The organism is Streptomyces sp. NBC_00328 (assembly GCF_036139655.1).
Taxonomy (GTDB): domain Bacteria; phylum Actinomycetota; class Actinomycetes; order Streptomycetales; family Streptomycetaceae; genus Streptomyces.
Window position 1 is genome coordinate 4,976,753 of sequence record NZ_CP108013.1, and the last position, 18,904, is coordinate 4,995,656.

Genomic DNA, 18,904 nt, shown 5'->3' on the forward strand with positions numbered 1-18,904 from the left:
TCGGGAGCAGAAGCGGACTCCGGGACGGCCACGGGCTCCGCACTGGGAGCAGAAGCGGACTCCGGGACGGTCACCGTCACCGTGCCCATGACGTGCCGGCCGATGCCGTTGGCGCCGAGGATCCTCACCGTCGCCGTGTCACCGTCCACCTCCTCGACGGAGCCGGTCAGCACCATGGTGTCTCCCGGATGGTTGGGGGCGCCCAGCCGTATCGCCACCCTGCGCAGCACGGCGGCCGGGCCGAAGTGATCGGTCACATACCGTCCGACCAGGCCGTTGGTCGTCAGGATGTTCATGAAGATGTCCGGCGATCCCTTCGCCCGTGCCAGGTCCGCGTCGTGATGCACGTCCTGGTAGTCCCGTGAGGCGATCGCCCCGGCCACGATCAGCGTGCGGGTGATCCCGATCTCCAGCGGCGCCAGTACGTCGCCCACCCTCATGTCTCCGCCTCCCCGTTCACGATCAACTCCCCGAGCTCCTGCAGCAGTTCGCCCCCACAGCCCAGATACGCGTCCAGCTGCCGGCCCCACAGGAAGTGCCGGTGCACGGGGTGCGCGAGATCGGCGCCCGCCCCGCCGTGCAGATGCTGGCCCGTGTGCACCACCCGCCGGCCCGCCTCGGAGGCCCACCAGGCGGCCGTGAGGGCGTGCGTCGCGTACGGCCGCCCCTCGTCGCGCCGCCATGCCGCCTCGTACGCCGTCACCCGGATCGCCTCGGTGTCCATGTGCGCGTCGGCGGCGCGCAGTTGGACTCCCTGGCGGGCGGCGAGCGGCTGCCCGAACTGCTCGCGCGTGTTCGTGTGCTCCACCGCCCGCGCCAGCGAACCCGCGCACACCCCGGCCTGGAGCCCGGCGAAGGCGGTACGGGCCGTGGCCAGCAGATCGCCGTACGCGCCCGCGGAGCCCAGCGCCTCCCCCGGCGCCCCGTCCAGCGTCAGCCGCCCCGCCGACCAGGGCGCCGTCAGTTCGACCGGCTCGCTCGCCGCCGCCTCCGCGGTGCGGACCAGCCAGAGCCGGCGCAGGTCGTCGGCGACGAGGACATGGGTGGCGTCGCGCAGCCACGGCACGGCGGGAAGGACGCCGGTCAGCTTCCCGGACGTGGAGAGGGACGAGGAAGCCGGCGGGGAGACGGACAGCGTGCCCGCGCCCGATATCGCCCCGGCCACCACCACCGTCCCGTCGGCGATGCCCGGCAGCAGCCGCTCGCGCTGCTCCGGCGAACCGTGTGCCGTCACCGCGAGCAGTCCGTACACACAGCTCGCGGCGAACGGTACCTGCGCCGTGGTGCGCCCCTGCTCCTCCAGCAGCAGTACGAGCCCGAGGAGCCCGGTGTCCGCCACCGCCCCCACCAGCCCGGCGGCGCACAGCTCCTTCCACAGTCCGGCGTCGCTGCCCGTCCCGGCCGCGGCGAGCCGTTCGTGGGTGGAGTGGTCGCCGAAGATCCGCGCGGCCAGGTCCGCTGCGGCGGCCTGCTCCTCGGTGGGGGTGAAGTCCATGTCAGTTCCCCTCGCCCGAGCGGCCGACGGAAGCGGCGGCCCGGAAGACCGGTAGCTCCACGTCCTCGTCGTAGCGCCGGAACGCGAGCCGCACCGGCATCCCGATCCGCACCTCGTCGTACGGCACGCCCACCACGTTGCTCACGATCCGCACGCCCTCGGCGAGCTCGACCAGAGCGACGGCGTAGGGAGGGTCGAAGGCCGGGAACGGCGGATGGTGCATGACGACGTACGAGTACACGGTCCCCTCGCCGCCCGACTCGACCGTGTCCCAGTCCGGGCAGCCGCACGCCCCGCACCCCGGCAGCCACGGGAATCTCGGCGTCCCGCAGGCCGTGCAGCGCTGGATCAGCAGCCGGTGCCGCCCGACGCCCTCCCAGAAACCGGCGTTGTCCCGGTTGATCACCGGCCGCGGACGCCTGCTCGTCGGCCCGGCGCTCTTTGCCTCGGAGCTCTTCGGCTCGACGCTCCTCGGCTCGGCGCTCTTCGTCCGCGCGCTGCCCGATGAACCCGGAGCCGCCTCCGTACTCTTCGGACTCCGGTGCGCCGGAGCGTACTTGAGGATGCGGAACCTGTGCGTCCCGGCGAGCTCGCCGCCCGCCCGGATGTCCATCCTCGTCGTGACGAAGTACCCGGTACCCAGCTTGGTCGTCTTGCGCCCGGACACCGACTCGATCATCGAGTCGAAGGTGATCTCGTCCCCGGGGCGCAACGGACGCAGATACTCCTGTTCGCAGTCGGTGGCGACCACCGAGGTGTACCCGGCGCCGTCGAGCAGGCCGAACAGCTCGTCGTAGGTCCCGGAGCGGCCGGGGCGGTCGGCGTGCCCGGAGAGGCCGCTCATCGTCCACGCCTGGAGCATGGTGGGCGGGGCCACCGCGTCCGGCCCCTCGTAGGCCGGGTTGGTGTCGCCCATGGCCTCGCACCAGTGCCGGATCATCGGCGCGTTCACCAGGTCCCGGCCGACACCCCCGACGGTGGCCGCGCGCCCCTGGTATTTCTTCAGACGCTCCGACAGCTCGTCCCCGCCACCCGCGGAACCATCGGGCCCCGCCCCCTCCCGCACCCCACCGCCGGGCCCCGCCCCCTCCCGCACCGCACCGTCGGGCGCGAGGCCGTCGTCACGCACCGCGGAGCGCTCCCCGCCCGTCCCCCGGCCGCTCACCGCCGTCCCCGCCTCATGCCGAGCCGCATCGTCGCGACGATCTCCCGCTGCACCTCGCTCACCCCGCCCCCGAACGTGTTGATCTGCGCCGCCCTGTTCATCCGCTCCAGTTCGCCGCCCCCGAACGCCCCCGGCGAACCGGAGCGGACCAGCGCCCCGGGTCCCACGATGTGCTGGCACATCCGGTACACCGCGACCGCGGACTCGGTTCCCATGACCTTCACGCCGCTCGCGTCCCCGGGCGCCGGACCTCCGGCTCCCACATCCCCCACCAGACGCCAGTTGAGCAGGCGGGACGCCGCGAGCCGCGCGTGCACCTCGGCGAGCTGGGAACGCACCCACGGCTCGTCGGCCGCGCGATGCCCGCTCACCGGATCAGGGGTACGGGCCGCATCCAGCGCGGCCGCGTAGAAGTCCTCGGCCTGCATGCCGATCGCGGCGAGGGCGACCCGCTCGTGGTTGAGCTGGCTGGTGATGAGCCCCCAGCCGGCGTTCTCCTCGCCGACCAGGTTCCCGGCCGGGACGCGGATCCCGTCGTAGTAGGTCGCCGTGGTGATCTGGCCGCCCACGGTCTCGATCGGTGTCCACGAGAAACCGGGGGCGCCGGTCGGGACGAGCAGGATCGAGATGCCCCGGTGCCGGGGCGCGTCCGGGTCGGTCCGGCAGGCGAGCCAGATCCAGTCGGCGTTCTGGGCGTTAGACGTGAAGATCTTCTGCCCGTCGATCCGCCAGAACCCTCCTCCGGCGCCCCTCTCCCCGGCTTCCCCGGCCTCCCGGACGGCGCGGGTGCGCAGCGAGGCGAGGTCCGTACCGGCCGACGGTTCCGAGTACCCGATGGCGAAGACGAGGTCGCCCTTCAGGATGCGCGGCAGGAAGTACTCCTTCTGCTCCTCGCTGCCGTACTTCATGAGGGTCGGTCCGACGGTGTTCAGCGTGACCATCGAGACGGGAGCGCCGGCCCGGTAGGCCTCGTCGAAGAAGACGAACTGCTCGTCCGCTCCGCGCCCCTGCCCGCCGTACGCGACCGGCCAGCCGAGCCCGAGCAGACCGTCGGCTCCGATGCGGCGCAGCAGCGCCCGCTGCCGGGCGGGGTCGTCGGCCGGCGGCGGTCCGTCCGGCATCAGATCCCGGAAGTACGTGCGGAGTTCGGCGCGCAGCCGCTGCTGGCGCTCGGTGGGGGCGAGGTGCACGGCGGCGGCCCTCCCGGACCTCGTACGAACAAGGTTTTCTGACTGTCCGTCAGATACCGTTGCCTGTCAAGGTCACGGGCACCGCCCCGGACGAGCCGCGCGCCGCCGGGCCGGGGCACTCCCGTGACACCCCCGAACACGTCTGCGCGACGGCGCCGAAGCACCGTCGCGCAGACATCGTGAAACCCCCACCCCCACAGCGCCCCACCCCCAGAGCCCCACCCCCAGGACCCCACCCCCAGGACCCTCCCCCCGAAGAAGCCCCCCGGCCGACGGAAACCGATCGGCCCCCGCCCGTCAGAGCCTGACGAAGTTGACCACGACGTTCGCGTTGCCCTGGTTGAAGGCTGTGAACGCGGAACCGTTCACTTGGGCGGTACTGCTCCGATTCGAGGCTCCCGAGCCGACCGCCTGTTGTTGGGTGGCCGACGAGTTGCCGCTGTTGTCACGCCCGGCCCCGCTGCCGCCGGCGGTCGCCACTCCGGCATTCGACCCGGTGTCCGCGATGGAGCCGTTGTCGGCCGCCGCGACCCCGGAGAAGAGGGCGGCGGTCAGCGGCAGGGCCGCGACGGCGGCGAGAACGCGAGCGGTACGGATGCTTGCCATGCGAGTTCCTCCAGAAGCGGTCGTACGCACCGGCGGTGGGCCGGGGAGTACGGGAAATATGGCTTGTTCCGGGGCGGTCGGCCGACCGCCCCGGTGTTGTCCACGACGTCGCGAGTCCAGAGTTGCCCAGCGCATCCCCGGCGAACCACACCGGAAGCCGCGATTCCCCCTCAAGCGTGATGACATGTCGATAAACCCCCTTCACGCCCACAAAGTCCCAGCTCAGACCACTGCCGTCCGTTGAGCCCAAGTCCCGCGGCAGCGGAAGCGTTCCGGCACCTTTTCGGCCGATCTCGCCCTTCACCCGCCCGGCTCCCCCGCGAGCCCGGAGAGCCCTTCCCTTTCTCGAACACTCGTACGATTATGGATGCATGGCCACCATCGACCGGCGGGCCACCACTCTGGCCCTGGCCCACGCCCTGTCCGCAGCCGAGCGCGGGCTCGCGGTGATCCCGCTGTCCCGTACGAAGCTCCCGGCCCTGCGCTCCCCCCATCGCGACGACCCCGACCCCCACCCGTGCCACGGCGAATGCGGCCGCTTCGGGCACGGCGTGTACGACGCCTCGACCGAGCCCCGGCGCATCCGCGAGCTCTTCGCCGCCGCTCCCTGGGCCACCGGCTACGGAATCGCCTGCGGGCTGCACCCGCACCACCTCATCGGCGTCGACCTCGACACCAAGTCCGACACCGACTCCTCGACAGCCCTGCGCGAACTGGCCCTGCGCCATCTCTTCACGATCCCGGACACGGTCGTCGTCCTGACTCCCAGCGGCGGCCGCCATCTGTGGCTGAGCGGACCGCCGGACGTCGTCGTCCCGAACTCGGCGAGCAGGCTCGCCCCCGGCATCGACATCCGCGGCGCCGGCGGCTACCTCGTCGGCCCCGGCTCACGCACCGAACACGGCGTGTACGGGACGGCTCCCGGCACTTCCCGGCTCGCACCCGCGCCCTGCCCGCCCGAACTCCTGCGCCTGCTCCTGCCTCCGCCCGCGGCCCGCGCGCACCACCCCACACCCTCCACGCCCTCTGCGAGCGAGCGACAGGGCCAGGGACTGGTCCAGTTCGTCCTCGCCGCCCACGACGGCCAGCGCAACACCCGCCTCTTCTGGGCCGCCTGCCGCGCCTACGAGAACGGCATCGGCCCCCAGCTGATCGCCCCGCTCGTCCAGGCCGCCGTCCGCACGGGCCTCACCGAACGAGAGGCCCGCTCGACGATCGCCTCCGCGGCACGGATGACGGCTCCTTCGTCCCGGCGGCACTGAAGCGACGCCGTCGCCCACGTCGCCGGGTGACGGGCGGCACGGGTGACGGCCCCGTCGGCGCGGCGGGACGATGCACACGTACGGGGTGCCGCAAACCAAGTTTCACCACACGTACGGGTGAGCGTCGGAACCTGACGGCCGGGTATGGGGTCACTGGCCTGGAGCTGCGAAGGGGCCTGGTCCGGTGACGGCCCGAGTGGCGAAAACGCCCGGTGACAACGGCGTTTCCGGAAAGAAGTGATGACACGGAACACGTTTCCGGTCCTCATGAGTCAACAGCGTGTGCGTGTCTACACCGAAGCAAACGTCTCGATTGTTCAGAATGTCGTCAACTGCCCCATTTGAAACTTTGAAGTTTCGCTGCCGAGGAGCGTGGCATGCAGGTTCGCAGATGGCTCCCAGGCCAACCCACCCGCATCGGTCGGCACGACTGGCCGGACGAGGGCGACGACACAACACACCTGCGGTTGCGGGCCGGCTCCATTGTGGTACTCGACCGGCAGGCCTGGCGGATCCTGGAGATCAACGACTACGCGGGCGACTGGTGGCCGGAGTCCTATGAGAAGGCATGGGGCGAACACGTGGAGCTGTGGTGGCACGCCAACGAACTGCGGCGGGCCAACAACCAAGCGGTCAAACCGGCCCCCGAGCGCGCCAAGTTCTACAAGCGCCCAGTGGTCCTGGTTCTGCGCAGCGAGAACTTGCCCCGATCCGCGCCGAAGCACTGGTGCGCTCCCGCCAGCCACGACTGGCAGGTCCTCCCGGAGCACTACGCCGTCTGCCGCGCCTGCGGCGAGCTGCCGCCCTGCCACCACGGGGAGTACCGCTGGGAGGGCGGTCCCCGCCGGCCGGAGCAGAGCGGCGGCATCCCGCTCATGGTGCCGGAGGGCTGCTGCATGGGGTGCGCCGAGCAGATCAAGCCCCGGGGACGAACCGTGCACTTCCCGGGTCCGAACCTCTGGTACCCGGACCTGGGAGAGAACACCGCGGTCTTCCACACCCGCACCGCCTGCGCCGATCAGGTCGACTGCTACCGCATGCAGTGGCAGGCCCAGTACAGCCCCCGCGCCTCCACGCACGCCGCCACCTTGGCGTTCCCTGGTTTCGAACACTTCCTGCTGCCCCGGACGCGTCGCGCGCCGGACCTGATCCCGCACGTCCAGCAGATCTCCCATGGCCCATACGCCGCACAGTCCTCACCGGTTCTGCCGTCCCTGCCGGAAGCGGAGGCACATGCCTCCCCGGTCAGCGGCTCCGGCACCTTCCACCCCCCGTTCGACAGGTACCGGAGGGAGCCGGAGACCGGCGCAATGCCGGCCGGCCCGTCGGCACCCGCCGTTCCTGAGCCGACGCACCAGCCAACCTCCGCGGCTTCCGGCGTGCCCACGGCGAACCCGACCGTGCCGGTCCGGTCCGCCGCACCGGGGTCCCCTCCCCCGGCCGAGGCGTCCGCGCCCGCCGCCGCTCCGCCTCCCGCTCCTGCCGAGAGCGCCGGGGCAGCCCTCCAGGCGGCGCAGGAACTGGGCCTGTCTCTGGCAGGGCGTCCGGACTTCCACAACGCGGAGCAGGCGGCCAGGGTGATCGAGGAACTCACCGCCGCGGTCCGGAACATCGCGCTCTGCCTGAACAACCCGGCTGCCCGCGAGCGCTCCTGACCCGCATACGGCGGCCGGGCACGGGCTGCCTGTCACGGCCGTCACGATCCGGGCCGTTCTCTTCGGTTCCGTCAGACCCGGCCCGCCCACGGGAACGGATGACGGCTCCCCCGGCACCCCGGCCGTGCCGGCCTCCCGTCGCGGCGCCCGGCACAAGGAGCGGCGTGCTCCTTGAAGGTCCTGGGACAGAGGCCTGGGACAGAGGCCTGGGACAGAACTCGTGCCGGGCTTCGGGGCACACCACCGATCGACACCATGACGGAGCCTGATCGACGAGGGACAAGCCTCATACGGACGGGGTGCCCCTCAGCGAGAGGCACCCCGTCCGGCCATGTACACCCATGAACTGCGGTGGGTGTGGGATTTGAACCCACGGTGACTCGCGCCACGACGGTTTTCAAGACCGTTCCCTTAGGCCGCTCGGGCAACCCACCCCGCTCCGCCCTGGCGGATGGAGCGGGTACAGCGTACCCGGCTGCGAGCGTGTCGCGGAGGCATGGTCCGCGACGGATCCACCAGCGCCGATCCGGCTCGCGGGCGCCACCGGCCGGGTGCCGTCGGGGCCCGTCCGTCGACGCGCCGGAAGGCACCGGCCCCGTGGACGAAAAGCCGCTTTGGTGAATACTTCCGCCGCCACGCGCTCACTCGATTGCCGCACACCTGAAGGCAGGGGAGCCGCGTTAGCGGAATATGGCAAAAGCGAGATCTCTCGTTCCGGCCGGCTCTGGAGCGGCGGCGGAGGGTCCGGCCTCGGCCCGCGCGGTACCGGCCGGGCGACATGCGATTCCAGCGGAAATCGACCAGCGGTGGAACGGCCGGGGACACTCCGGCCGCGACCGCGCTCACGTGACCGGGACGAAAATCCGTGAATGACGACTACCCGCATCTGTCCTTCGCCCGGTACGGACAGAATCCCGGATACCCCACCGATACGCAGGCCAGCCCGTACGGCGACCCCGCGACCGCCCTGAACGAACAGGGCTGGGACCCCGTCGAGGAACTCACCTACCTCCTCCAGGACGCCGCGGCGGCGGAGCAGGACGTCACCGTGCCGTCCCCGCGCAGCGAACCGGCGTACGCGGACGAGTTCACCGGCGAGTTCACGGGCGAGTTCACCGGCGAGTTCACCGACGACCCGATGGACAACCTGGTTCAGATCACCGCCGAGTTGCCGCCCATCCGGCGCTCAACTGCCGGGCACCGCAAGGTACGCGTCCGCAACCGCCGCAACTGGCTGCAGACCGTCAGCTTCGTGATCGCCGCACTCACCGCCGTCACCGTGTCGATGGTGAGCGTGTTCAGCGGCATGGTGGCCTACACCCCTCTGCAGCACATCGCGTCCAACGCGCAGAGCGGCACGGGGCCTTGGTGGCCCCTTCTGGTCTACGGCCCCTGGATGGTGGCCTCGCTCTCCATTCTGAGAGCCGCCCTGCACCAGCGCCGGGCCGTGCACTCGTGGTACGTCGTCCTGCTGTTCTCGTCCGTCGCGATGATGTTCTGCGTGGCCGACGCCCACCAGTCGATCACCGGTGTGGCCACCGCCGTGGTACCCGCCCTGGCGTCGTTGACCTGCTTCCAGCAGCTGATCCGTCAGATCACGCTGACCCGGCCGCCGCGCCAGACCGTGTCCCGCCATCGGCAGCGCCCCTGCCCGGCTGCGTCCTCGGAGCGCGTCGAAGGCAAGAAGGGTCCGGCGGCGGCAAAGACACCGCGCGCTTGATCCACCGCAGGGGTCTTCCCGGCCGTGGCGGGGAAGCCGGCACGCGGAAGGGGTGTCTCTCGTGAGAGACACCCCTTCCGGCCTGTACGTCTATCGACCTACCGAGCCGCTGACCGACCGACCCGTGGATCTACCCGATCCGGGACAAGAGCCGAGGGTCAGCTGTCGCCCTCACGGGAACCGAGGGTGACGTCGACCGTGTGGGTCTTGCCGTCGCGCGTGTACGTGAGCTTGACGGTGTCGCCGGGCTTGTGGGTCCAGATCGCGCCGATGAGGGTCGGACCGCTGTCGACCACCATGCCGTCGAGCTTGGTGATGACATCGCCGGGCTTGAGGCCCGCCTTGGCGGCCGGACCGCCGGACTCGACCGCCGAGGCGCCGCTCGCGCCCTGCTCGGTGATCTTCGCGCCCCCCGTGCCCTCGTCCAGGGAGACGGACGCGCCGATCTTCGCGTACACCGGCTTGCCCGACTGGATCAGCTGCTGGGCCACGTACTTGGCCTGGTTGACCGGGATCGCGAAGCCCAGGCCGATGGAACCGGACTGGCCGGAGCCGCCGAGACCTCCGCTGCTCGACGACTGGATCGCCGAGTTGATGCCGATCACCGCGCCCGAGGCGTCGAGCAGGGGGCCGCCGGAGTTGCCCGGGTTGATCGAGGCGTCCGTCTGGAGGGCGCTCATGTAGGAGGACTTGCTGCTGGCGCTGCCGTCGCTGGAGGCGACCGGACGGTTCTTGGCGCTGATGATGCCCGTGGTCACCGTGTTGGAGAGCCCGAAGGGCGCGCCGATCGCGATCGTGGAGTCGCCGACGGCCACCTTGTCGGAGTCGCCGAGGACGAGCGGCTTCAGGTCCGAGGGCGCGTTCTTCAGCTTGATGACCGCGACGTCGTACCCCTGCGCGTGGCCGACCACCTCGGCGTCGTACTTCTTGCCGCTCGGGAAGGTGGCGGTGAGCTTGCCGCCGTCGACCGCGTCCGCCACGACGTGGTTGTTGGTCAGGATGTGACCCTGCTTGTCGAAGACGAAGCCCGTGCCGGTGCCGCCCTCGCCGTTGGTGCTCTGGGCCTCGATGGTGACGGTGCTCGGCAGCGCGCCGGCGGCCACGTTCGCGACGGTGCCCGAGGCGCGCTTGACCTCACCACTGCTGCTCGGGGCGGAGACCGTCGTCGAGTCGGTGGAGTTGTCGTCGTTCTTGGCCAGCGAGTAGCCGATGCCGCCGCCGACACCGCCGGCGACCAACGCGGCCACCAGAACCGCGGCGACCAGACCGCCGCGGCCGTTCCTCGGCTTCGGCGCGGGCTGCTGGTAGGAGGAACCCCAGCCGCCGGCACCCGAGCCGCCGCCGTCGGCGTACGAAGGTGTGGCGGGCGGCGGAGGCGGCCAGCCCGCTTCGGGGGCGGACCCCTGGGTCGGAGCCTGTCCGTAAGGGTCGGCCCCCTGTCCGGCTCCGTCCGACGCGTACGCCGGCATGCCCACGGGCGCCGACGCGTGCTCCGGTGCGCCGGGCACCGCGGGGATCGGAGCGGTCGGCGCGCCCCCCGCGTGCGAGGCGCCCTGCGCGGAAGCAGCGGGAGTTTCCACCGGCACGGGAGGTGCGGACGGGGCCGGGGGTACTGCGTTGCCCTCGTTCTCGGTGCTCACAGCTCTTCTCCTCGATCCACGGCTGTTGTTCTCGGTCGCACTCGGTCACGCCCACTCACGCTTGTCGATGGCCCGGCGCGATTCAGCTGTGCATGTGCTTTTGTACGCCGTCAGCTTTTCCCACAGGGCGTCAGGGCACCATAAGCGGTGCCTGTGCGTCCGAGGCCATCCTTTATAACGGACTTTCATTACCAAAAGGAATGTATTGCGACATATCTCACCTCACACTCGCCCGGCGACGGTGGCACCATGACGCCGTGACCCTCGCACGACAGCACCCGATCCAGGTCGTCGCCCACCGCGGAGCCTCCGAAGAGGCACCCGAGCACACGTTGGCCGCGTACAAGAAGGCGATCGAGGACGGTGCGGACGCCCTCGAGTGCGATGTACGGCTGACCGCCGACGGCCATCTCGTCTGTGTCCACGACCGCCGCGTGAACCGGACGTCCAACGGCCGCGGAGCCGTCTCCGCCCTGGAGCTCGCCGAACTCACCGCACTGGACTTCGGCTCCTGGAAGAACCGCGACGAGTCGCCCGACTGGGAACACACTCCCGGGAGCCTGACGGACACCTCCGTCCTCACCCTGGAGAGACTGCTCGAACTCGTCGCCGACGCCGGCCGCCGCGTGGAGCTGGCCATCGAGACCAAGCACCCGACCCGCTGGGCGGGCCAGGTCGAGGAGCGGCTGCTCCAGCTGCTCAAGCGCTTCGGCCTGGACGCCCCCGCCTCCCCGGCCGACTCCGCGGTGCGCGTCATGAGCTTCTCGGCGCGCTCGCTGCACCGCGTCCGGGCCGCGTCCCCGGCCTTGCCGACGGTCTATCTGCTCCAGTTCGTCTCACCCCGGCTGCGGGACGGACGACTGCCCGCCGGTGTCCGGATCGCAGGCCCCTCGATGCGGATCGTACGCAGTCACCCGGGGTACATCGAGCGGCTGAAACGCGCCGGTCACCAGGTGCACGTCTGGACCGTGAACGAACCCGCGGACGTCGATCTCTGCGTTGAGCTGGGCGTCGACGCCATCATCACCAACCGTCCCCGCGCGGTGCTCCGCCAACTGGGCCGCTGACCTGGCCCCGCCCGAGGCGGGCGGCCCCCGGAAAACGCCATGGCCACCCCCCGGAAACCATCGAGAATCGGCCACCCGGTCACAGGGAGTGCACCGGCGCGTTCGTTCCGCATTCGATCGTTACGAGTGCGTCAGCAGACGTCGATTGGCCGGTTTCCGGCCCAGTCCAAAGGGGCATCCACACCGTGGCGTGGGGTGAAGGAGGTCTCGGGGGTGGCGTTGGTGGTGGCACAGGAGGTGCCCACGTCGTCGAGCATGGCCGTGCCCCACGGCCCTGCGGGCGTGGGGGAAGCAAGACACCGGATGCGCGATCAACTGCGTTCGGGGGGCCTGGCGGAAACGGTCGTCGACGATGCCGTACTGATCCTTTCCGAGTTGCTCAGCAACGCGTGCCGACATGGCAGGCCCCTGGGCGACGCCCTGGCCGGCGACGGCAATGTGCGCGCGGCCTGGCGCGTCGATCCTGCCGGGCGGCTGACGGTCGAGGTGACGGACGGCGGCGGCCCGACCCGCCCGGTGCCGGCAACCCCGTCGGTCACTGCCCGGGGCGGCCGCGGGCTGAACATCATCACGGCGCTGGCCAAGGACTGGGGTGTCCGGGACGACATCCACGGCGAGGTCACCGTGTGGGTGGTCGTCCAGGAGGACGTGGAAACGGCGCGCCGGCACGACGATTTCGCTACGCGCGTCGCGTCACCGAGGGTGTCCGGGCTCTCCGCTCTGGACTTCGTGGACGCCTTCGACGACCTCGACTGAGCCGGCCCGGGGCGCGCGGACCGGCCGCCGGGCTCCGTGACGACGCGGTGCGTTGTCCACAGGATCCCGTCGGTCTCCGCGCGAACGGCTAGGCTCGCGCCAGTACGAGACGAGCCGTGATCGGGAGACACCCACGATGGCCAAGAAGCGACCCCAGACGAAGGCCAAGCAGCCGCAGTTGAAGGACGGCGGCGAGATCCCGGTCGTCGGAGCGCGCGAGCCCTGCCCCTGCGGCAGCGGCCGCCGGTACAAGGCCTGCCACGGCCGTGCCGCCGCGCACGCCGCGACCGAGCTGGTGCACCGCCCGTTCGAGGGCCTGCGGGGCGAGGGCGACTGGGTCGCGCTGCGCGAACTGGTGCCCGCCGCGACGGTCGGACTGACGCTCAAGGAGAACCTGCCCGAGGACGTTCCCTCGGTCACCCTCGCCACGGTCCTGCCGATGGCATGGCCCGCGCTGCGCCGCGAGGACGGCTCGGTGCTGCTCGGCCTGCAGAACGACACGTCGTCCGGCGACATCAGCCGCGACCTGGCCGACACCCTCCAGCGCGCGCTCGTCGCGCCGCCCGGCACCCCGGTCGAGGGACGGCGCGCTCCGGCGGACGGTCCCCGGCTCCAGGACCTGCTCGACCCCGAAGGCCCCTTCGAGCCAGTTGTGCACAGCGGCTTCGAGTTCTGGGTCCCGGACGTGGAGAACTCGACGCCCGAGGTGACCGCCTCGCTGGAGCGCGCCAACGCCGCCGCCATCCCGACGGTGAAGCTCTCCGGGGTCGACGCCGCCTACTGGTGCGAGACGCCCGACAAGAACCACCTGCGCTGGGTCATGCCGTACGCCGAGGAGCAGCTTCTGGACGCTCTCGCGCGGCTGCACGCCGAGGGCCGCTCGAGCCTCGGGGAGGGCACCCGGCTGGTCGGTTCCTTCCGTGCGCACGGGCTCACGGTCCCGGTCTGGGACCTGCCGAGCGGTGTCACGGCGGACGACGTCGAGAAGCCGGCGGCGGAGTTCGCCGAACGCCTCGCCACCGCTCTGGCCATGGACACGCCGCTGACGGCGGACGAGCGCCGCGCACGCGGGGGGCTCACCAACCGCCAGGTGACACTCAGCTGACCCACAGCAGACCCATAGGACGGGAAACTGACCGACCGGTCAGCTGGTCAGGGCCTCGGAAGCGGGTGACTCCTGTCACAACTCCCCGTTGTGACAGGTAAATCCGTGTCCGAATAGCCGAGATCGAATTTGCGAACCGCCGATCTCTTGTTACCGTTCGAGTAGCCCGGTTGCTGGTGCATCCCCCGTCGCCAGCAACCGGGTCTTTCCATGTTCGGAATCCCGAACAATATCAATCGCCTTACCGGCGGCCCGAGTTGCTTCCCGAGCGCAGCAGCAGCGGCCCTTCGGCGCTCCGCGCGAATTCCGCGACCGCCGAGTACGCCCCCGGATCGCCCGCCGCGTGTTCCCGGGGCGTCTCGCACGCCCCCGGGTCGTCCTCCGCGTCCATCGCGCAGTTCATCTGCACCGTGCGACCCCCAGGACCCATCAGAGTCACGGCCGAGCTCAGCGCCTCGCCGGTCGCGTTGCGGTAGTAGGTGCGCGCCCAGGTCTCCTCGCCCTGCGTCAGGACACAGGTCTGTGCCTCGACGCCGTCGGGCGAGGAGAGTTCGGGACCGCACCGGGCGGCGGTGGCGAGACCGAGGCCGAGCGGCGGGGGAGAGCGCCGGGGTCCGGGCGACGGCGGCCGGTCGTCCTCGGCCCCCGTCCCGCGCGCGGACGGGGCACCGTCGTCGCCCACCGGGCCGGCCGAGGCCACGGCCAGCGGCAGGGCGAGGACGAACACCACGACTCCCGCCAACGCCACCAGCCGGACTCTTCGGGGGTCCGGCCCGCCGCCCGGCGGCGCCTCGGCCCGGTACCCCCCGGAACGACGCTGCATAGGCGGACGATAACGAGCGGGGGAGGGCGCGCGGCTCGCCGCACGCCGGACGCCCCTACAACTCGGGCGCGCTCACACCCGTACGAGTGAGTGCCTCGACGACGGCATCCACCACGGCCTCCACGCCGGGCACCCAGGGGGCGGCCGAACCGGGAAGGGGAGCGCGCTCCCAGCGGATCTGGCCCTGGCCCGTCTCCGACGGCGGCAGCGCGATGTAGCCGCCGTCGCCGTGGAAGCGCAGGGAGCCGGGCACGTAGTCCTTGGCGTAGAGCAGTTCGCCGAGCTGCTCCATGGAGTACGGGGCGACGAGGATCGCCCAGCGGGAGGGAGAGGCGACGACCGGGCCGAGGCGCATGCCCGTGCGGTCGAGGGCGTCCAGCGCACGGGCCGCCGCGAGGGCGGGCAGGCTCACCGCGCACGGGGCGCCGCCCCCGGTGGCCAGCACGATGGGGGCCGAGGGCCGGTTGGTCCACCACCAGCGCACCATGCGCTCGTCCGTGGTGGCCGCGAGGAGGCCGGGGTCGAAGGGATGGGCGCCCGGCACCGTGCACTCCGGGTCGGGGCAGCCGCAGCGGGCACGCCCCTGCGGGTCGGCCGCCACGCCCGGGAGTACGGGCCACCGCCATGCCGCCGCGAACGTCAGGGCCGCGCTGAGCATCTCAGGCCTCCCGTTGTTTCGCCTGGACAGGAGCCTGCGTCGCCTTCCGAGGATCTCGCGCATGAGCGCTCGTTCCTTTCCGTTGCACGCCTGGCAACACCGAGGATCACATCACACCATGTGTCGATCACTTCACTGTGCGTACCTGCTGGCGCATCACACCCCTGCTGGAGACAAGGGGAACCCCTCTGGGCCGAGCATGTGGCTGTGTCCGCGCCCATACCGCGTACATCCAAAGCATGGGCATGGCGTGGGGTGGCGGCGCCTGGCGTTTTACGTCCCGCGTATTCCTAGCCGCCTCCGCCACGGGAGGATGGGGCACGGTCGTCGGTGGTTAAGACGCCCGGGTCCGTCGCCAGGTTCCGGGCGGATCTCAACCACCCCTGGCCTTCACCGAGTACGTACCCATCACGACCGCTGTGACGCTCCGTCGAACGAGGCCAGTCGACCTCAATAAGCCGTTGCCCGAGTCAGTTTTAGGCCAATTTCAATTTCCCGCAAGGGTTACCACCGGTCTCACGGACACCAGGAATCCCGGCAGGACAATGCTGGACATCCCCTCACGAGTACGTGTACATGTGGAGACACCGCTAGCGGCGCAGAACGACATGGGGGTTTGCGATGCTATTGAGCAAAACGCACCGGTCGGAAAGCCGGACGTCATGAACGCCCCTCACCTTCCGAAAGTGGCCGGAATCGATTCAACGGTTCCTTCGCCCGCACACACTGTCGCGCCGGCGCCCACTCCCACGGACGCCTCCTCGGCCGCCCCGCCGGCCGGCCCCGGAGCCGCTCTCCAGGACCGCCTCGCGGGCTGGGTCTCGGACCTCACCACGCTCCACGAACTCACCGAGCGTGTCGCCCGCACCGCGACCCTGGACGACGCACTCCAGGAACTGCTGCGCGCCGGAGCCGCCCTCGTGGGCGCCCGGCGCGGTCTCGTCGTCATGGAACCCGGCGACGGACTGGGCCCCGACACCACGATCGGCCTCGGCCTCGCCCGGGCCGACCTCGGCCACATCGAGACGGTGCCGCGCAGCTCCATGTCGTACGGGAAGATCCTGGACGGACTGCCGGGCGGCGAGGGCGAGATCACCCAGCCGGACCTCCTCTCGGAGGACGGGCTCGACCCGCGCCACCGCGAGGTCGCCGCCCGTCTCGGCTACGCCGCCAGTTACGCGCTGCCGCTGTCCACCGAGGCGGCCGGCCGCCTCGGTGCCGCCGTGTGGCTCTACGACGAACCCGCCGAGCCGGTGGAACGCCAGCGCCACCTCATCGGGCTCTACACCCGCCATGCCACCGAGCACCTGGCACGGCTGCTGGAGCTCGAACGCGCGCGGACGTGCGTGACGACGATGTCCGAGGAGCTGCTCCCCTCACGGCTGCCCCGGGTCTCCGGCGTCCAGCTCGCCGCCCGGCACCGCACCGGCCCGCGCGGCGGCGGCGACTGGTACGACGCGCTGCCGCTGCCCGACGCCGCGCTCGGCCTCGCGGTCGGCTCCGTCACCGGCTCGGGACCCAGCGCGGTCGCCGCCATGGGCCGGCTGCGGGCCTCCCTGCGGGCCTACGCCGTCATGGAGGGCGAGGACCCGGTCGCCGTGCTCTCCGACCTCGAACTGCTGCTGCGGCTGACCGAACCCGCGCGCTCCGCCACCGCCCTGTTCGCGTACTGCGAGCCCGCCCTGCGCAAGCTCACGCTCGCCGGTGCCGGACACAGCCCGCCCCTGGTGATCGGGCCGCGGCGCACCGAGTTCGTGGAGACCTCGCTGTCGGCTCCCCTGGGCATGCTCGCCTGCTGGGAGGCCCCGAGCGTCGAACTGACCGCCGAGGCCGGCGAGACCGTGCTGATCTACACCGACGGTCTGCTGCACCGCACCGGCGATCCGATGGACCGCGCCTTCGCCCGGCTGCACGCGGCGGCGGCGAGCGTCCCGAGGACGCTGCGCGACGACCCCGGCGCGATCGCCGACCACGTGCTGCGCGGTGTGCTGCCGGAGGGTCTCGACGAAGCGGACAGCGACGAGGACGTCGTCCTCCTGGCGGCCCGCTTCGAGTGAGAGGGCTCTCACCCGGTGTAACAGGTCCTCCGGCCCTGGGCCCCCTTCACTGCGTCCGTACGATGGGGGGGTCCAAAGTCGCATGAAGGAGGCAGACCGTGTCGGAGGCGCTCACCCCGGAGACCCCGGAAGCCGTACTCGACGAAGCCGCTGACGAAGCGGGCGAGGAAGAGCCCATCAAGCAGCGCAAGAACGGCCTGTACCCGGGCGTGTCCGACGAGCTGGCCGAGAGCATGAAGTCCGGCTGGGCCGACACCGAGCTGCGGGGCCTGACGCCCATCGCCCAGGCCGAGTACACCGCGGCCCGCCGCGCCGCGCTGTCCGCGCGCTTCCCGGGCGAGCGTCTGGTGATCCCCGCGGGCAACCTGAAGACCCGCTCGAACGACACGGAGTACCCCTTCCGTGCCTCGGTCGAGTACGCGTACCTCACCGGCAACCTCACCGAGGACGGCGTCCTCGTGCTGGAGCCCGCCAACGGCCCGACCGGGAATGGCAGCCACAAGGCGACGATCTACCTGCTGCCGCGCTCCAACCGTGAGAACGGCGAGTTCTGGCTGTCCGGACAGGGCGAGCTGTGGGTCGGCCGCCGCCACTCCCTGGCCGAGGCCGAGCAGCTGTACGGCATCCCCGCCTCGGACGTCCGCGAGCTGCCCGCCGCGCTGACGGAAGCCACCGGTCCCGTCCGCGTCGTGCGTGGCTACGACGCCGCGATCGAGGCCGCCCTGACCGACAAGGTCACCCGCGAGCACGACGACGAACTGCGCGTCTTCCTGTCCGAGGCACGGCTCGTCAAGGACGAGTTCGAGGCCGGCGAGCTGCAGAAGGCCGTCGACTCCACCGTGCGCGGCTTCGAGGACGTCGTGAAGGTCCTCGACAAGGCCGAGGCCACCAGCGAGCGCTTCATCGAGGGCACCTTCTTCCTGCGCGCGCGGGTCGAGGGCAACGACATCGGCTACGGCTCGATCTGCGCCTCCGGGCCGCACGCCTGCACGCTGCACTGGGTGCGCAACGACGGGCCGGTCCGCTCCGGCGATCTGCTGCTGCTGGACGCGGGCGTGGAGACCCACACCCTCTACACCGCCGACGTCACGCGCACGCTCCCGGTCAACGGCACCTTCACGGAGATCCAGAAGAAGATCTACGACGCCGTGTACGACGCCCAGGAGGCCGGTATCGCGGCCGTCCTGCCGGGCGCCAAGTACCGCGACTTCCACGACGCCGCCCAGCACGTGCTGGCCGAGCGTCTCGTCGAGTGGGGGCTCCTCGAAGGCCCCGTCGAGCGCGTCCTGGAGCTCGGCCTCCAGCGCCGCTGGACCCTGCACGGCACCGGCCACATGCTCGGCATGGACGTCCACGACTGCGCCGCCGCGCGCACCGAGACGTATGTCGAGGGCACGCTGGAGCCGGGCATGTGCCTGACCGTCGAGCCGGGCCTGTACTTCCAGGCGGACGACCTGACCGTGCCGGAGGAGTACCGCGGCATCGGCGTCCGGATCGAGGACGACCTCCTCGTCACCGAGGACGGCAACCGGAACCTGTCGGCCGGCCTGCCGCGCCGCTCTGACGAGGTCGAGGCCTGGATGGCGTCCCTCAAGGGCTGACGCCGTGCCCGCGAGGGCGGACGCGAGACCGATGGCCGGGCAACCTTCCGAGGCGCCCGGCCATCGGTGCGTCCAGGGGCGGCCGCCGGGACCGCGGTACGTCC

At 71.3% G+C, this 18,904-nt stretch carries 15 protein-coding genes, 1 tRNA gene and 1 pseudogene; 8 read left to right on the plus strand and 9 right to left on the minus strand.

Annotated elements, in window-relative coordinates:
* Window positions 1-53 precede the first annotated feature (53 nt).
* The 5 genes and pseudogenes from OG485_RS21760 to OG485_RS21780 all read right to left on the minus strand — a co-directional run.
* Window positions 54-440, minus strand: a pseudogene (locus OG485_RS21760) (acyl dehydratase); the annotation flags it as partial.
* On the minus strand, window positions 437-1,495 hold the full coding sequence (locus OG485_RS21765; protein WP_328670117.1) for an acyl-CoA dehydrogenase family protein: 1,059 nt from the start codon (window positions 1,493-1,495) through the stop codon (window positions 437-439). The pseudogene OG485_RS21760 and the gene OG485_RS21765, both read right to left, overlap by 4 nt.
* Window position 1,496: 1 nt before the next feature.
* A complete protein-coding gene (locus OG485_RS21770) occupies window positions 1,497-2,561 on the minus strand; it encodes a bifunctional MaoC family dehydratase N-terminal/OB-fold nucleic acid binding domain-containing protein (RefSeq protein WP_328674586.1) in 1,065 nt (354 codons plus the stop codon).
* 95 nt (window positions 2,562-2,656) lie between these two features.
* Complete coding sequence (locus OG485_RS21775; protein ID WP_328670119.1) at window positions 2,657-3,850, minus strand: acyl-CoA dehydrogenase family protein; 1,194 nt, start codon at window positions 3,848-3,850, stop codon at window positions 2,657-2,659.
* Window positions 3,851-4,147: 297 nt separating this feature from the next.
* The gene (locus OG485_RS21780; RefSeq protein ID WP_328670121.1) at window positions 4,148-4,456 is read right to left on the minus strand and encodes a hypothetical protein; all 309 of its coding nucleotides are present in this window, start codon (window positions 4,454-4,456) and stop codon (window positions 4,148-4,150) included.
* 371 nt (window positions 4,457-4,827) lie between these two features.
* On the opposite strand from OG485_RS21780, the gene OG485_RS21785 reads away from it, so the two are divergent.
* Both OG485_RS21785 and OG485_RS21790 read left to right on the plus strand, forming a co-directional pair.
* The gene (locus OG485_RS21785) at window positions 4,828-5,718 is read left to right on the plus strand and encodes a bifunctional DNA primase/polymerase (RefSeq protein ID WP_328670124.1); all 891 of its coding nucleotides are present in this window, start codon (window positions 4,828-4,830) and stop codon (window positions 5,716-5,718) included.
* 377 nt (window positions 5,719-6,095) lie between these two features.
* Window positions 6,096-7,373, plus strand: coding sequence for a hypothetical protein (locus tag OG485_RS21790; RefSeq protein ID WP_328670125.1), 1,278 nt, complete (start codon window positions 6,096-6,098; stop codon window positions 7,371-7,373).
* Window positions 7,374-7,722: 349 nt separating this feature from the next.
* Here the strand turns inward: OG485_RS21790 and OG485_RS21795 are convergent.
* Window positions 7,723-7,807 (minus strand) — tRNA-Ser (locus OG485_RS21795).
* A gap of 431 nt (window positions 7,808-8,238) precedes the next feature.
* On the opposite strand from OG485_RS21795, the gene OG485_RS21800 reads away from it, so the two are divergent.
* A complete protein-coding gene (locus OG485_RS21800; RefSeq protein ID WP_328670127.1) occupies window positions 8,239-9,093 on the plus strand; it encodes a DUF2637 domain-containing protein in 855 nt (284 codons plus the stop codon).
* A 158-nt stretch (window positions 9,094-9,251) separates the two neighbouring features.
* Here OG485_RS21800 and OG485_RS21805 read toward each other — a convergent pair whose 3' ends face one another.
* Window positions 9,252-10,733 (minus strand): S1C family serine protease, encoded by a 1,482-nt coding sequence (locus tag OG485_RS21805; RefSeq protein ID WP_328670129.1) that lies wholly within the window; start codon window positions 10,731-10,733, stop codon window positions 9,252-9,254.
* 257 nt (window positions 10,734-10,990) lie between these two features.
* Here OG485_RS21805 and OG485_RS21810 point away from each other — a divergent pair, with 257 nt between their 5' ends.
* The 3 genes from OG485_RS21810 to OG485_RS21820 all read left to right on the plus strand — a co-directional run bounded on the left by OG485_RS21810 (window position 10,991) and on the right by OG485_RS21820 (window position 13,661).
* Window positions 10,991-11,800: a glycerophosphodiester phosphodiesterase gene (locus OG485_RS21810; RefSeq protein ID WP_328670131.1), complete on the plus strand. Its 810-nt coding sequence runs from the start codon at window positions 10,991-10,993 to the stop codon at window positions 11,798-11,800.
* A 126-nt stretch (window positions 11,801-11,926) separates the two neighbouring features.
* Window positions 11,927-12,556 carry an ATP-binding protein gene (locus tag OG485_RS21815; protein ID WP_328670134.1) on the plus strand — a complete coding sequence of 210 codons (630 nt, stop codon included), beginning with the start codon at window positions 11,927-11,929 and terminating at the stop codon, window positions 12,554-12,556.
* Between the two features lie 136 nt (window positions 12,557-12,692).
* Window positions 12,693-13,661, plus strand: coding sequence for a DUF5926 family protein (locus tag OG485_RS21820; RefSeq protein WP_328670136.1), 969 nt, complete (start codon window positions 12,693-12,695; stop codon window positions 13,659-13,661).
* A 241-nt stretch (window positions 13,662-13,902) separates the two neighbouring features.
* Here OG485_RS21820 and OG485_RS21825 read toward each other — a convergent pair whose 3' ends face one another.
* Together OG485_RS21825 and OG485_RS21830 are read right to left on the minus strand one after the other, a co-directional pair.
* Entirely contained in the window at window positions 13,903-14,484 is a 582-nt protein-coding gene (locus OG485_RS21825; protein WP_328670138.1) for a hypothetical protein, read from the minus strand.
* Between the two features lie 55 nt (window positions 14,485-14,539).
* Window positions 14,540-15,205, minus strand: coding sequence for a bifunctional DNA primase/polymerase (locus OG485_RS21830; RefSeq protein WP_328670140.1), 666 nt, complete (start codon window positions 15,203-15,205; stop codon window positions 14,540-14,542).
* 482 nt (window positions 15,206-15,687) lie between these two features.
* Here OG485_RS21830 and OG485_RS21835 point away from each other — a divergent pair, with 482 nt between their 5' ends.
* Both OG485_RS21835 and OG485_RS21840 read left to right on the plus strand, forming a co-directional pair.
* A complete protein-coding gene (locus OG485_RS21835) occupies window positions 15,688-17,199 on the plus strand; it encodes a PP2C family protein-serine/threonine phosphatase (protein ID WP_328670141.1) in 1,512 nt (503 codons plus the stop codon).
* Window positions 17,200-17,297: 98 nt separating this feature from the next.
* Window positions 17,298-18,800 carry an aminopeptidase P family protein gene (locus OG485_RS21840; protein WP_328670143.1) on the plus strand — a complete coding sequence of 501 codons (1,503 nt, stop codon included), beginning with the start codon at window positions 17,298-17,300 and terminating at the stop codon, window positions 18,798-18,800.
* Window positions 18,801-18,904: the final 104 nt, after the last annotated feature.